General features: G+C 61.3%; 14 protein-coding genes. 10 read left to right on the forward strand and 4 right to left on the reverse strand.

Features of this window, described 5'->3' with window-relative positions; all coding sequences use genetic code 11:
• Positions 1 to 133: 133 nt before the first annotated feature.
• The gene (locus tag J2Y90_RS02175; protein ID WP_253496114.1) at positions 134 to 328 is read right to left on the reverse strand and encodes a hypothetical protein; all 195 of its coding nucleotides are present in this window, start codon (positions 326 to 328) and stop codon (positions 134 to 136) included.
• Here J2Y90_RS02175 and J2Y90_RS02180 point away from each other — a divergent pair.
• The 4 genes from J2Y90_RS02180 (at position 327) to J2Y90_RS02195 (ending at position 3,844) form a co-directional block, all read left to right on the forward strand.
• A complete protein-coding gene (locus J2Y90_RS02180) occupies positions 327 to 1,124 on the forward strand; it encodes a hydroxymethylpyrimidine/phosphomethylpyrimidine kinase (RefSeq protein ID WP_253496116.1) in 798 nt (265 codons plus the stop codon). The genes J2Y90_RS02175 and J2Y90_RS02180 overlap by 2 nt on opposite strands.
• A gap of 18 nt (positions 1,125 to 1,142) precedes the next feature.
• The gene (thiE, locus tag J2Y90_RS02185; RefSeq protein ID WP_253496118.1) at positions 1,143 to 1,766 is read left to right on the forward strand and encodes a thiamine phosphate synthase; all 624 of its coding nucleotides are present in this window, start codon (positions 1,143 to 1,145) and stop codon (positions 1,764 to 1,766) included.
• Positions 1,767 to 1,781: 15 nt separating this feature from the next.
• Positions 1,782 to 3,065 (forward strand): glutamate-1-semialdehyde 2,1-aminomutase, encoded by a 1,284-nt coding sequence (gene hemL, locus J2Y90_RS02190; RefSeq protein WP_253496120.1) that lies wholly within the window; start codon positions 1,782 to 1,784, stop codon positions 3,063 to 3,065.
• A 224-nt stretch (positions 3,066 to 3,289) separates the two neighbouring features.
• Positions 3,290 to 3,844: a tetratricopeptide repeat protein gene (locus J2Y90_RS02195; protein ID WP_064364065.1), complete on the forward strand. Its 555-nt coding sequence runs from the start codon at positions 3,290 to 3,292 to the stop codon at positions 3,842 to 3,844.
• Between the two features lie 123 nt (positions 3,845 to 3,967).
• Here the strand turns inward: J2Y90_RS02195 and J2Y90_RS02200 are convergent, their stop codons facing one another.
• Positions 3,968 to 4,297, reverse strand: coding sequence for a DUF1820 family protein (locus J2Y90_RS02200; protein WP_253496123.1), 330 nt, complete (start codon positions 4,295 to 4,297; stop codon positions 3,968 to 3,970).
• 132 nt (positions 4,298 to 4,429) lie between these two features.
• Between J2Y90_RS02200 and miaB the strand changes: the two genes are divergently transcribed.
• The 5 genes from miaB to lnt all read left to right on the forward strand — a co-directional run bounded on the left by miaB (position 4,430) and on the right by lnt (position 9,844).
• Positions 4,430 to 5,758: a tRNA (N6-isopentenyl adenosine(37)-C2)-methylthiotransferase MiaB gene (miaB, locus tag J2Y90_RS02205; protein WP_253496125.1), complete on the forward strand. Its 1,329-nt coding sequence runs from the start codon at positions 4,430 to 4,432 to the stop codon at positions 5,756 to 5,758.
• Positions 5,759 to 5,974: 216 nt separating this feature from the next.
• Positions 5,975 to 6,970: a PhoH family protein gene (locus J2Y90_RS02210; protein WP_253496127.1), complete on the forward strand. Its 996-nt coding sequence runs from the start codon at positions 5,975 to 5,977 to the stop codon at positions 6,968 to 6,970.
• Positions 6,963 to 7,457, forward strand: a complete 495-nt coding sequence (ybeY, locus tag J2Y90_RS02215) for an rRNA maturation RNase YbeY (RefSeq protein ID WP_252868341.1) — start codon at positions 6,963 to 6,965, stop codon at positions 7,455 to 7,457. The genes J2Y90_RS02210 and ybeY overlap by 8 nt, the downstream gene beginning before the upstream one ends.
• 5 nt (positions 7,458 to 7,462) lie before the next feature.
• Positions 7,463 to 8,302 (forward strand): HlyC/CorC family transporter, encoded by an 840-nt coding sequence (locus J2Y90_RS02220; RefSeq protein ID WP_007909641.1) that lies wholly within the window; start codon positions 7,463 to 7,465, stop codon positions 8,300 to 8,302.
• An 18-nt stretch (positions 8,303 to 8,320) separates the two neighbouring features.
• Entirely contained in the window at positions 8,321 to 9,844 is a 1,524-nt protein-coding gene (gene lnt / locus J2Y90_RS02225; protein ID WP_253496129.1) for an apolipoprotein N-acyltransferase, read from the forward strand.
• An 87-nt stretch (positions 9,845 to 9,931) separates the two neighbouring features.
• Here the strand turns inward: lnt and J2Y90_RS02230 are convergent, their stop codons facing one another.
• Positions 9,932 to 10,693, reverse strand: a complete 762-nt coding sequence (locus J2Y90_RS02230; protein WP_253496131.1) for a YdcF family protein — start codon at positions 10,691 to 10,693, stop codon at positions 9,932 to 9,934.
• 105 nt (positions 10,694 to 10,798) lie between these two features.
• Entirely contained in the window at positions 10,799 to 11,122 is a 324-nt protein-coding gene (locus tag J2Y90_RS02235) for a hypothetical protein (RefSeq protein WP_024014441.1), read from the reverse strand.
• A 255-nt stretch (positions 11,123 to 11,377) separates the two neighbouring features.
• On the opposite strand from J2Y90_RS02235, the gene leuS reads away from it, so the two are divergent.
• Positions 11,378 to 13,984: a leucine--tRNA ligase gene (leuS, locus tag J2Y90_RS02240; protein ID WP_253496133.1), complete on the forward strand. Its 2,607-nt coding sequence runs from the start codon at positions 11,378 to 11,380 to the stop codon at positions 13,982 to 13,984.
• Positions 13,985 to 14,043 lie beyond the last annotated feature (59 nt).

Consider the following 14,043-nt stretch of genomic DNA (forward strand, 5'->3'; position numbering starts at 1 on the left):
TCCGGTTGTGTCAGGAAGCCCCCCATTCCCTTTGAGTAGACGTAAAACCGGTATTACCTGTGATTGTTTGGATCCAGCCTAGCATAGCCGTTGATGGCCATTGAGCACCATGGAAATTTTTCCTACAACGGCTCTAGAACGGGCGTTCCAGGGCAAAGCTGCGGCCTAGAGCTGTTGCATTGGTCAGGAAGATCAAAAGATCGCAGCCTTCGGCAGCTCCTACAGGGGAATGCGGTCCGATGCAGGAGTTGCCGGAGGCTGCGATCTTTTGATCTTGCGCTGCCTCCCACACCCCAAATTCAGCTTTGGTGGTAAGCTCGCGCACCATGAATATCTACAGCTCCCGCCCCGTTGTCCTCTGTCTCTCCGGCCACGACCCCAGTGGTGGCGCCGGCTTGCAGGCAGATATCGAAGCCCTGCTCGCGCAGGGTTGCCATGCGGCTCCGGCCGTCACCGCCCTGACCGTGCAAGACACCGTCAACGTCACTGACTTCCGCGTTCTCGACCGCGAGTGGGTGCTGGCCCAGGCCAACGCCGTGCTTAACGACTCCGAAGTCGCGGCGGTGAAACTGGGCATGCTCGGTTCGCTGGAAATGGTCGACACCGTCGTCGAGCTGCTCTCGGCGCACCCGCACCTGCCGGTGGTCTGCGACCCGGTGCTGCGAGCCGGCGGCGGCGGACGCCTGGGCAAGGACGAGGTCGGCTACGCGATGCGCGAGCGTCTGCTGCCGCTGTCGATCATTGCCACGCCCAATCTTCCGGAAGCGCGCATCCTCGCCGAATTGCCTGACGGCAGCGCCGACGAATGCGCAGAAAAACTCCTGCCGTTCGTCAAGAACCTGCTGATCACCGGCGGCCACGGCGACGAAACTGAGATCCACAACCGCGTGTACAGCCGCGACGGTCTGCGCGAAACCTTTATCTGCCAGCGCCTGCCGGGCAGCTACCACGGCTCCGGTTGCACGCTGGCCAGCGCCCTCGCCGGTCGATTGGCCCAGGGCGAACATTTGGCCAGTGCCGTGCGCAGTGCGCTGGATTACACCTGGCGGACCCTGCGCGACGCCGAACAACTGGGCAAAGGCCAGTTCGTGCCGCGTCGCCTGCCGCTGGATTTCTGCTCGTAACGTCGTGAGGTCTGCCCGATGAAACTCCGTGGCCTGTATGCCATCACCGACAGCCAGTTGCTGGCCGGCAAGTTTCTGTCTTACGTGGAGGCGGCGCTCGATGGCGGCGTCACCCTGCTGCAATACCGCGACAAGAGCAGCGACGAGGCCCGCCGTCTGCGCGAGGCCGAAGCGCTGCGCAATCTGTGCGAACGCTACAAAACGCAGTTGATCATCAACGACGACGCCGAACTGGCCGCGCGCCTCAACGTCGGCGTGCACCTCGGCCAGACCGACGGCCCGCTGTCGCCGACCCGCGCCCTGCTCGGTTCGAAAGCGATCATCGGTTCGACCTGCCACGGGCAGATCGCCCTGGCCGAACAAGCCGCCAAAGAAGGCGCGAGTTACGTCGCCTTCGGCCGCTTCTTCAATTCCACCACCAAACCCGGCGCGCCGAGTTGCAGCCTCGACTTGCTCGACGAAGCCAAACGCACGCTGCACTTGCCGATCTGCGCGATTGGCGGCATCACCCTCGATAACGCCGCGCCGCTGGTCGAGCACGGTGTCGATCTGCTCGCCGTGGTCCATGGCCTGTTCGGTGCCGAGAGCCGCGCCGAAGTGACCCGCCGCGCCCGCGCCTTCAACGAACTTCTGAAAATCTGATTTGAGAGCCCGATCATGTCTCGTTCCGAAACCCTGTTTGCCAATGCTCAGAAACACATCCCCGGCGGCGTCAACTCGCCGGTGCGCGCGTTCAAGAGCGTCGGTGGCACACCGCTGTTCTTCAAACATGCCGAAGGTGCCTACGTCACCGACGAAGACGACAAGCGTTATGTCGATTACGTCGGTTCGTGGGGTCCGATGATCCTTGGCCACAGCCATCCGGACGTGCTCGACGCGGTGCGCAATCAACTGCAACACGGCCTGTCCTACGGCGCGCCGACATCGATGGAAACCGAGATGGCCGATCTGGTCTGCTCGCTGGTGCCGTCGATGGACATGGTGCGCATGGTCAGCTCCGGCACCGAAGCGACCATGAGCGCGATCCGTCTGGCCCGTGGTTTCACCGGTCGCGACAGCATCATCAAATTCGAAGGCTGCTACCACGGCCACTCCGATAGCCTGTTGGTCAAGGCCGGTTCCGGCGCATTGACCCAGGGAGTACCGAGCTCGGCCGGCGTGCCGGCAGCGTTTGCCAAACACACCCTGACCCTGCCGTTCAACGACATCGACGCGGTGGAAGCGATGCTCGCCGAAGTGGGCGAAGACGTGGCGTGCATCATCGTCGAGCCGGTCGCGGGCAACATGAATTGCGTGCCGCCAGCGCCGGGCTTTCTCGAAGGTCTGCGTTCGCTGTGCGACAAGCACGGCGTGGTGCTTATCTTCGACGAAGTGATGACCGGTTTCCGCGTCGCCCTCGGCGGTGCCCAGGCGCACTACGGCGTGACGCCGGACCTGACCACGTTCGGCAAGATCATCGGCGGCGGCATGCCGGTGGGCTGCTTCGGTGGCAAGCGCGAGATCATGCAGCGCATCGCCCCGCTCGGCCCGGTGTATCAGGCAGGTACGCTGTCGGGTAATCCGCTGGCAATGGCGGCCGGCCTGACGACCCTGCGCCTGATCAGCCGCCCGGGTTTCCACGCTGAGCTGACCGACTACACCACGCGCCTGCTTGATGGCCTGCAACAGCGCGCCGACGCAGCGGGCATTCCGTTCGTGACCACCCAGGCCGGCGGCATGTTCGGTCTGTACTTCAGCGGCGCCGACGACATCGTCACTTTCGACGACGTGATGGCCAGCGACGCGGCACTGTTCGGCCGCTTCTTCCACCTGATGCTTGAAGGGGGCGTGTACCTGGCACCAAGCGCCTTTGAAGCCGGTTTCACCTCGATCGCTCACGGCGACGCCGAGTTGCAACTGACGCTGGACGCTGCCGAGCGTGCCTTCGCCGCATTGAAATAATCGCCGCACCGCTGACGTTGGCTATGGCCAGCGTCAGCTTTCACCTACATCCGCTCGGTTTTTCCGACGCATCTGCGAAAAAGCTGCCTGAATCCGGCGATATATTCCCCATGCAGCAGAAAAACGAGTAAAGACTTTGTAAGGTTGGCCTCGCTTATTTCATAATGCGCGCTTATTGGATCCCTCGACGGGTCCGCGTGCCCTTCAGAGGTAAGTCGATTCCCATGAACCGCACCGGCCGCACCCTTGCATTGGGCTGCCTGTTGCTCCTTCAGCCCCTGCTCGCGCATGCACAAGCAGGCGGCAACTCGTTGTTGATCCCGGCGATGGGTCGTTGCACCCTCAATACTCAGCCGCAAGACGTCACGCAGGCACTGGCCGCCTGCCAGAAAGCGGCGGATGAAGGGGACGCGCAAGCGCAATACGAGTTGGGTGAGTTCTACTACGACGGCAAGAACGCGCCGCGCGACCTCAATCAAGCCCTGAGCTATTTCGAAAAGGCCTCGTTGCAAGGCCATGCCCAGGCGCAATTCAAGCTCGGCAGCATGTTCTTCCACGGCGAGGGCGTGCAGGCCAACAATATCCAGGCGTACATCGTGCTGAAGATGGCGGCGGTCAACGGTGCCGAAGAGGCGCTGGACACGGCCGACGAAGTCTCGGAAAAGATGTCCCGCGAAGATCTGGAAACCGCCACTCAGGTGCTCGGGCAGATTTTCCGCAAATACCTGATGGAACTGCAAAGCGCGGATGGGCGTACGCCGTTTTCGCCTCTTCCCTGATTTTTGCGCCGACCTTTCTGGCCTCTTCGCGAGCAGGCTCGCTCCCACAGTAGATCTCCAGTGTTCAGAAGATCCCCTGTGGGAGCGAGCCTGCTCGCGAATGAGGCGACGCGGTCTTGAAGCTTACTTTTCAGGCATCGGCATCGGAAACGGCATGACATTGCCGACCGCACCGCGGGCTTCGCTGATTTTCGCCGTGCCCAGGCGCTCCACTTCGTCGATGCGCACAATCGAATGCATCGGTACAAAGCTGCGCACCACGCCTTCGAATTGCGCCTTGAGCTTTTCTTCGCTCGGATCGACGACCATTTGCGTGCGCTCGCCAAAGACGAATTCTTCAACTTCCAGGAAACCCCACAGATCACTTTGATAGATCTGCTTGGCGTACATTTCGAACACCTGGCCCTGGTTGAGGAAAATCACCTTGTAGATTGGAGCTTCGCGTTTGGTCATGGCGGGCGGATAACATCGGGGTAAAAATGAGGGCGCGAACTATAGCATAGCCACCGGACGCACAGCGGTAGGAACCTGACGGCTTGTTCCCTATAATGCGCGGTTCTTTGAATCACGTGACGACCCGAATCCATGGCCAAGAAGCTTTACATCGAAACCCACGGTTGCCAGATGAACGAGTACGACAGCTCGCGCATGGTCGATCTGCTGGGCGAACATCAGGCCCTGGAAGTCACCGCTCGCGCGGAAGACGCCGACGTGATTCTGCTCAACACCTGCTCGATCCGCGAACGCGCGCAAGACCGCGTGTATTCGCAGCTCGGCCGCTGGCGCGAACTGAAGCTGGCCAACCCGGAGATGGTCATCGCCGTCGGCGGTTGCGTGGCCAGTCAGGAAGGCGCGGCGATCCGCGATCGCGCTCCGTACGTCGACGTGGTGTTCGGCCCGCAGACCCTGCACCGTCTGCCGGAGATGATCGACGCAGCGCGCATTACCAAGCTGCCGCAAGTCGACGTCTCCTTCCCGGAAATCGAAAAATTCGACCACCTGCCCGAGCCGCGCATCGACGGTCCGAGCGCTTATGTGTCGGTGATGGAAGGTTGCAGCAAGTACTGCACGTTCTGCGTGGTGCCGTACACCCGAGGCGAAGAAGTCAGCCGGCCGTTCGATGACGTGATCGCGGAAATCATTCACCTCGCCGAACACGGCGTGCGTGAAGTGACCTTGCTCGGGCAGAACGTCAACGGCTATCGCGGCCAGACCCACGACGGTCGTCTGGCCGACCTGGCCGAGCTGATCCGCGTGGTCGCGGCCGTCGACGGCATCGACCGCATCCGCTACACCACCTCGCACCCGCTGGAGTTCTCCGACAGCCTGATCCAGGCCCACGCCGAAGTGCCGGAACTGGTCAAGCACCTGCACTTGCCAGTGCAGTCGGGCTCGGACCGGATTCTCGCGGCGATGAAGCGCAACCACACGGCGCTGGAGTACAAATCCAAGCTGCGCAAACTGCGCGCCGCCGTACCGGGGATCTGCATCAGTTCGGACTTCATCGTCGGTTTCCCTGGCGAGACCGAGAAAGATTTCGAGCAGACCATGAAGCTGATTGCCGATGTCGGTTTCGATTTCTCCTACTCGTTCGTCTATAGCCAGCGCCCGGGCACACCGGCCGCCGATCTGGCCGATGACACCCCGGAAGAACTGAAGAAAGAACGTCTGAACGCACTGCAACATCGCTTGAATCAGCAGGGCTTCGAGATCAGCCGACAAATGGTCGGCTCGATCCAGCGCATTCTGGTGACCGATTATTCGAAGAAAGACCCGGGCGAACTGCAGGGCCGTACCGAGAATAACCGTATCGTCAACTTCCGCTGCGACAATCCGACCCTGATCGGCCAGTTCGCCGATGTGCACATCGACGCCGCGCAACCGCACTCGCTGCGTGGTTCGCTGATTCAATAACACTGCATTTCTCCTGTGGGCGCGAGCCTGCTCGCGAAGGCGGTCTGTCAGACACATCAATGTTGAATGTGTCGCCGCCTTCGCGAGCAGGCTCGCTCCCACAGGTACAGCGCCAGAGGCATGAATCGGGTGGGCTCATTTAAGAGCTTTCGCACCCACGCCACTGGCGTTATCCTTGATTTCATCCTAATTGCCCCAGGGCGGCTAAATACGACCTTGAACGCACCCATCGAACCACATCGTTTTCTCCTCGAGCCTTTTGAGGCTCGCCGCTTCGCCAATCTGTGCGGGCAATTCGACGAGCATTTGCGCTTGATCGAACAGCGCCTGGCCATCGAGATCCGCAATCGCGGAAACCAGTTCGAGCTGATTGGCGATCCAAAACTCACCACGTCCGCGGAAAACCTGCTGCGCCGCCTGTACCGGGAAACCAAGGGTACCGAGCTGTCGCCAGACCTGGTGCACCTGTTCATCCAGGAATCGGCCGGCGATCTGGACAATCCAGCCCCTGCCGAACCGACCGTCGCCCTGCGCACGAAAAAAGGCATGATTCGCCCACGCGGCTTGAATCAGCAGCGCTACGTGAAGGAAATCCTTGGCAACGACATCAACTTCGGCATCGGCCCGGCCGGTACCGGCAAGACCTATCTGGCCGTGGCCTGCGCGGTGGATGCGCTGGAGCGCGAGCAGATCCGCCGCATCCTGCTGGTGCGTCCGGCGGTCGAAGCGGGTGAAAAGCTCGGCTTCCTGCCTGGCGACCTGTCGCAAAAGATCGACCCGTACCTGCGCCCGCTCTACGACGCGCTGTACGAAATGCTCGGTTTTGAATACGTCGCCAAGTTGATCGAAAAGCAGGTGATTGAAGTCGCGCCGCTGGCCTACATGCGCGGTCGCACGCTGAACAACAGTTTCATCATTCTCGACGAAAGCCAGAACACCACCGTCGAACAGATGAAGATGTTCCTCACGCGCATCGGCTTCGGCTCCACCGCCGTCATCACTGGCGACATCACCCAGGTCGACTTGCCGCGCGGCACCAAGTCCGGCCTGCACCATGTGATCGAAGTGCTGAAAGACGTGCCGGGCATCAGCTTCACCCACTTCCAGCCCAAAGACGTCGTGCGCCACCCGTTGGTGCAGCGGATTGTCGAGGCCTACGAGCGCTTCGAAACCCGTGCCGAAGCCGCGAAGGAAGCCTCGCGCGATGCTTGAGCTGGATCTGCAAATCGCCACCGAGGCCAGCGCGCCGAGTGAAGCCGAGTTCCGCCAGTGGTGCGAACTGGCCCTGCGCCAGCGCACCGCTGATTCGGAAATGACCATTCGTCTGGTCGACGAGGAAGAAGGCCGCGAGCTCAACCACACCTGGCGCCACAAGGATTACGCGACCAATGTGTTGTCGTTCCCGGCGGAAGTGCCCGACGAGTTTCTCGATATCCCGCTGCTTGGCGATCTGGTGATCTGCGTGGCCGTGGTCGAACGCGAAGCCGCCGAGCAGGGCAAGGAACTAAAGGCCCACTGGGCACATCTGGTCATTCACGGCTGCTTGCATCTGCTCGGTTACGACCATATAGATGACGACGAAGCCGAGGAAATGGAAGCACTGGAACGCGAGTTGCTTGCTGAACTGGGCTATCCCGATCCGTACGCGGACGACGAAACCGAACACTCCCCTATCGTTACAACAAAGGATTCAGAGTAATCGCTATGAGCGAAGATCGATCGAGCAACGGGCAGAAGTCATGGCTGGGTAAACTGACCCAGGCTTTTGCCCACGAGCCGAAGAACCGTCAGGAGCTCCTCGAGCTGCTGCGTGATGCACATCAGAACAAACTGCTGGACAGCGAAGCGTTGGCCATCGTCGAAGGCGCCATTCAGGTGGCTGACCTGCAAGTGCGCGACATCATGGTGCCGCGCTCGCAGATGATCAGCATCAAGGCGACCCAGACACCCCGCGAATTCCTCCCTGCCGTGGTCGACTCGGCCCACTCGCGTTATCCGGTCATCGGCGAAAGCCATGACGACGTGATGGGCGTGCTGCTCGCCAAGGATCTGCTGCCGCTGATCCTCAAGGAAAACGGCGACAGCTTCAACATCAAGGACCTGCTGCGCCCGGCCACCTTCGTGCCGGAGTCCAAGCGTCTGAACGTGTTGCTGCGTGAATTCCGCGCCAACCACAATCACATGGCCATCGTCATTGACGAATACGGCGGCGTGGCCGGTCTGGTGACCATCGAAGACGTACTGGAACAGATCGTCGGCGATATCGAAGACGAGCACGACGTCGAAGAAGACAGCTACATCAAGCCGCTGCCCAGCGGTGATTTCCTGATCAAGGCACTGACGCCGATCGAGAACTTCAACGAGTTCTTCGACAGCGAGTTCTCCGACGACGAGTTCGACACCGTCGGCGGTCTGGTGATGAGCGCGTTCGGCCACTTGCCAAAACGCAACGAAATCACTGAAATCGGCGCCTATCGTTTCCGCATCCTGAACGCCGACAGCCGTCGGATTCATTTGCTGCGACTCACACCAATCGCCCGGTAAAGAAATCTAAGGACTGAAATGCGCTGGACTACCCGCCCCGGCTGGCCCGGTAACCTGCTGGCCGTGGCGGCCGGTGCAATCACCACGTTCGCTCTTGCCCCGTTCGACATCTGGCCACTGGCGTTGCTGGCGGTCGGATTGTTCTATGCCGGTTTGCGTGAGCTGAGTCCGCGTCAGGCGCTGGGCCGTGGCTGGTGCTTCGGCTTCGGCCTGTTCGGCGCCGGCACCAGCTGGATCTATTACAGCATTCACCATTTTGGCGGCGCTTCGGTGTTGCTCGCCGGGTTCCTGATGCTGCTGTTCACCGCGGCGATTGCCTGGTTCTTCGCCCTGCCCGCCTGGTTGTGGGCGCGCTGGTTGCGTCGCAACGAAGCACCGCTGGCGGATGCCTTGGCATTTGCCGCGCTGTGGGTCGGCCAGGAAGCGTTTCGCGGTTGGTTCCTCACCGGTTTCCCGTGGCTTTACTCCGGTTACAGTCAGCTCGACGGTCCGCTGGCCGGGCTCGCGCCAGTGGGCGGTATGTGGCTGGTGTCGTTCGTTCTGGCACTGACCGCAGCCTTGATCTACAACGCTCCGCGCTTGTTGCAGGCTCGCCGCAAAGGCTTTATCGCTGCCGGCCTGGTACTTCTGCTGGGGCCTTGGGCAGCAGGCGTCGCCCTCAAAGGCCATGCCTGGACCAGCCCGTCCGGCGCACCGCTGACAGTCGCCGCCATTCAGGGCAACGTCGCGCAAAGCATGAAATGGGACCCGGCCGAGCTCAACGCACAACTGGCGCTGTACCGCGACTTGAGCTTCCGTTCCAAACCGGTCGATCTGCTGATCTGGCCGGAAACCGCCGTGCCGGTGCTGAAGGAGTCCGCCGAAGGCTACCTGACAATGATGGGCAACTTCGCCGCCGAGCGTAAGTCGGCGTTGATCACCGGCGTGCCGATCCGCCAGACCGTGCATCACGAGCGGCGCTTCTTCAACGGCATCACCGTAGTCGGCGAAGGCGATGGCACTTACCTGAAGCAAAAACTGGTGCCGTTCGGCGAGTACGTGCCGTTGCAGGACGTGTTGCGCGGTTTGATCGCGTTCTTCGATTTACCGATGTCGGACTTCGCTCGCGGCCCTTCCGATCAGGCGCTCTTGCAGGCCAAGGGTTATCAGATCGCACCGTTCATCTGTTACGAAGTGGTCTATCCGGAATTCGCCGCCGGCCTGTCGGCACGCAGCGATCTGTTGCTGACCATCAGCAATGACACCTGGTTCGGCACCTCGATCGGGCCGCTGCAACATCTGCAAATGGCGCAGATGCGCGCGCTTGAGGCCGGACGCTGGATGATCCGCGCGACCAACAACGGCGTCACCGGCCTGATCAATCCGTTCGGCCAGATCACCGCGCAGATTCCGCAGTTCGAACAGGGCGTGCTGTACGGGGAAGTGGTGCCGATGCACGACCTGACGCCGTATCTGCAATGGCGTTCATGGCCGTTGATCGTGTTGTGCCTGCTGCTGTTTGGCTGGGCGCTGATGGCCAACCGCATGTCGAAGACTCTTTAAAGCAAAAGATCGCAGCCTTCGGCAGCTCCTACAGGGAAAACGCAAATCCCCTTGTAGGAGCTGCCGCAGGCTGCGATCTTTTGATCTTCAGCGGTAAAACAACGAATACCCCACCCGCCCCACCGCTTCATTGAGCAATTGCCCGCTCTGCCAGATCGACTTGAATTCCGGCAGCCAGCCGCCAAACGGTCTTGCGTTATCGGTACCAAGAAACCCGACCGGTGCCGGCACCACCTCAAATCCCGCCTGCTCAAAGCTCCACACCGCCCGCGGCATGTGCCACGCCTGCGTCACCACGACGACCCGCTTGATCCCCTGCGGCAAGAGAATATCCGCCGTCATCTTCGCGTTCTCCCACGTGGTGCGGCTCGCGCCTTCCTGCCAGCGTACCGTCACGTCGAAGTCATCGCGCAATGAATCCGCCATCAATTTCGCTTCGGTCGGGGGCGTGCCGTAATGCAGGCCGCCACTGGTCAGGATCGGTAACCCGGAGGCCTTGGCCAGGCGCGCCGCATAACGCTGGCGCTCGAGCCCGACGCCGGTTGGCTGGTCTTCGCCCCAGGCCAGATCACCGCGCTCGCGACCCGAGCCCAACACCACAATGGCATCGGCGCGTTGCGCCAGCGTCGCCCATTCCTGCCGCGCCAGCGGCGGCTCACGTTCCAGCGCCTTGGCGCTCCACTGCACTACCACCGGCAGGCTCATCAGCAGCAGGCCACCAAAACCGACGGCAAAACATACGCCAGCCAGGCGCGGCCGCGAGCGGCGCAGCCACCAGGCGGCCAGCAACAGCAGCAAGAGAATGCCGGGCGGCAAGAGCAGTTGTTTGATGAAGTATCGAAAGGGCATCGGGCATCTCCAAAAGATGCCCGAAGCCTAAGAGTGTTAATCAAGGGTTACAACCAATAGGCGGGATCCTGTTGCAAAAGATCCGTTTACCGACCTGCCATGCGCTTACTTGGCCTGTACAGAGCGAACCTTGCCGGTGTCTCTGCGCGGCGCCTTGTCCTTGAGCCAGATGACCTTGGCCGAATGTGCTGCATCGAGCTGCTTCACTGCTTGAGACAGGCATCCCTGCGTTTCACGTTCACTGCGATCCAGATAGGCCTTGACCAGTTTGAACTCGGCGGGGCTCAAGCCACGCAATTCCAGTTCCAGGGGGCGCTCGTCGCGCAGCCGGTCAGCGGTTTTCACGGCGTCCAGCGCCATGCCCAGACGATCGATCAACCTTTCGTACAGCTCGGGTTTCGTTACGTTTTTTTTCCGTTGCTCCACCATCCCTCACCTCATTGAAGATAAGACTCACTCCCCAGTTAGAGCTTAGCTTCGCTGCACGAACCGGCTACACGCCGCGACCAACGGCCCTCGTCGCCCAAAAGCTCTGGCAAACAGCTGTAATCAGGGTTTCCCTCGGCCAAGCGCGGTCATGTATGCTACGGCGCTTCCTGTCATTCCACTTCCAGCGCACCCGGGCCATCCCGGATGCCGCCGTCGAAGAGGATTAGGCCACCCCTATCCAGTACAAAAGTAGCCATGCACGAACAATATCAGCCACGTGAGATCGAAGCCGCCGCCCAGTCGTTCTGGGATGAGCAAAAGTCCTTTGAAGTCAGTGAACAGCCAGGCAAGGAAACCTACTACTGCCTGTCGATGTTCCCTTACCCCAGCGGCAAGCTGCACATGGGCCACGTGCGCAACTACACCATTGGCGACGTGATCTCGCGCTACCAGCGCATGCAGGGCAAGAATGTTCTGCAGCCAATGGGTTGGGATGCGTTCGGCATGCCGGCGGAAAACGCCGCAATGAAGAACAACGTAGCGCCCGCCAAGTGGACCTACGAAAACATCGCCTACATGAAGTCGCAGCTGCGCAGCCTCGGCCTCGCGGTGGACTGGTCCCGTGAAGTGACCACCTGCAAGCCGGACTACTACCGCTGGGAACAATGGCTGTTCACTCGCCTGTTCGAAAAAGGCGTGATCTACCGCAAGAACGGCACCGTGAACTGGGACCCGGTCGATCAGACCGTGCTGGCCAACGAGCAAGTCATCGACGGCCGCGGCTGGCGCTCCGGCGCGCTGATCGAAAAGCGCGAAATCCCGATGTACTACTTCAAGATCACTGCCTATGCAGACGAGCTGCTGGAAAGCCTCGACGAACTGACTGGCTGGCCGGAACAGGTCAAGACCATGCAGCGCAACTGGATCGGCAAGTCCCGTGGCATGGAAGTGCAGTTCCCCTACAACGTCGACTCGATCGGCGAAGCCGGCACCCTGAAAGTCTTTACCACCCGTCCGGACACCCTGATGGGCGCGACCTACGTCGCCGTGGCGGCCGAGCACCCGCTGGCGACCCTGGCCGCGCAGAACAACCCTGAGCTGCAAGCGTTCATTGCTGAATGCAAGGGCGGCAGCGTCGCTGAAGCCGACGTCGCCACCCAGGAAAAGAAAGGCCTGCCGACCGGCCTGTTCGTCGAGCATCCGCTGACCGGCGAGAAACTGCCGGTGTGGGTCGCCAACTACGTGCTGATGCACTACGGCGACGGCGCAGTCATGGCGGTGCCGGCGCACGACGAGCGCGATTTCGAATTCGCCCACAAGTACAACCTGCCGGTGAAATCGGTGGTGCGCACCAGCTCCGGTGACACCAACCCGGCGCCGTGGCAGGACGCCTATGGCGAGCACGGCACGCTGATCAACTCCGGTGAGTTCGACGGCCTCGACTTCGCTGGCGCGTTCGACGCCATGGAAGTGGCCCTGATCAAGAAAGAGCTGGGCGCCTCGCGCACCCAGTTCCGCCTGCGCGACTGGGGCATCAGCCGCCAGCGCTACTGGGGCTGCCCGATCCCGATCATCCACTGCGCCGCCTGCGGTGACGTACCGGTGCCGGAAGATCAACTGCCTGTCGTTCTGCCGGAAGACGTGGTGCCGGACGGCGCCGGTTCGCCGCTGGCACGCATGCCCGAGTTCTACGAGTGCACTTGCCCGAAATGCGGCGCGCCGGCCAAGCGTGAAACCGACACCATGGACACTTTTGTCGAGTCGTCCTGGTACTACGCCCGCTACGCCTCGCCGCACTTTGAAGGTGGTCTGGTGGAGAAATCCGCAGCCGATCACTGGCTGCCGGTGGATCAGTACATCGGTGGTATCGAACACGCCATTCTTCACCTGCTTTATGCGCGCTTCTTCCACAAACTGATGCGCGACGAAGGTCTGGTCAGCTCCAACGAGCCGTTCAAGAACCTGCTGACCCAGGGCATGGTAATCGCCGAGACTTACTATCGTCGCGAAGCCAACGGCGCCTACACCTGGTTCAACCCGGCGGACGTAGAACTCGAACGCGACAGCAAGGCCAAAGTCATCAGCGCCAAACTGAAATCCGACGGCCTGCCGGTGGAAATCGGCGGTACCGAGAAGATGGCCAAGTCGAAGAACAACGGCGTCGACCCACAGTCGATGATCGATCAGTTCGGTGCCGACACCTGCCGCCTGTTCATGATGTTCGCCTCGCCGCCTGACATGAGCGCGGAATGGTCCGACTCCGGCGTTGAAGGTTCGCACCGTTTCCTCAAGCGCGTCTGGCGTCTGGCGCAAGCCCACGTCACCCAGGGCTTGCCGGGCAAACTGGATATCGCCGCGCTGAGCGACGAGCAGAAAACCGTACGTCGTGCGATTCACCTGGCGATCAAGCAGGCCAGCCATGACGTCGGCCAGAACCACAAATTCAACACTGCCATCGCCCAAGTGATGACGCTGATGAACGTGCTGGAAAAAGCCGCGCAAGCCACCGAACAGGACCGCGCACTGCTGCACGAAGGTCTGGAAGCGGTGACCTTGCTGCTGGCGCCGATCACCCCGCACATCAGCCACGAACTGTGGAAGCAGTTGGGTCACGCCGATGCGGTGATCGATGCAGGCTGGCCGGCCGTGGACGAAAGTGCACTGGTGCAGGACAACCTGACCCTGGTCATTCAGGTCAACGGCAAGCTGCGCGGGCAGATCGAAATGCCGGCCAGCGCCACCCGCGAAGAGATCGAAGCCGCCGCGCGCATCAACGAAAACGTGCTGCGCTTCGTCGACGGCCTGACCATTCGCAAAGTGATCGTGGTACCGGGCAAACTGGTCAACATCGTCGCTAGCTAAATTGGATCGGCTGCCAGGCTCGCCTGGCAGCCAGTAAAACCTTTCGGGCCGCAGAGTCG

The organism is Pseudomonas koreensis (assembly GCF_024169245.1).
Taxonomy (GTDB): domain Bacteria; phylum Pseudomonadota; class Gammaproteobacteria; order Pseudomonadales; family Pseudomonadaceae; genus Aquipseudomonas; species Aquipseudomonas koreensis_F.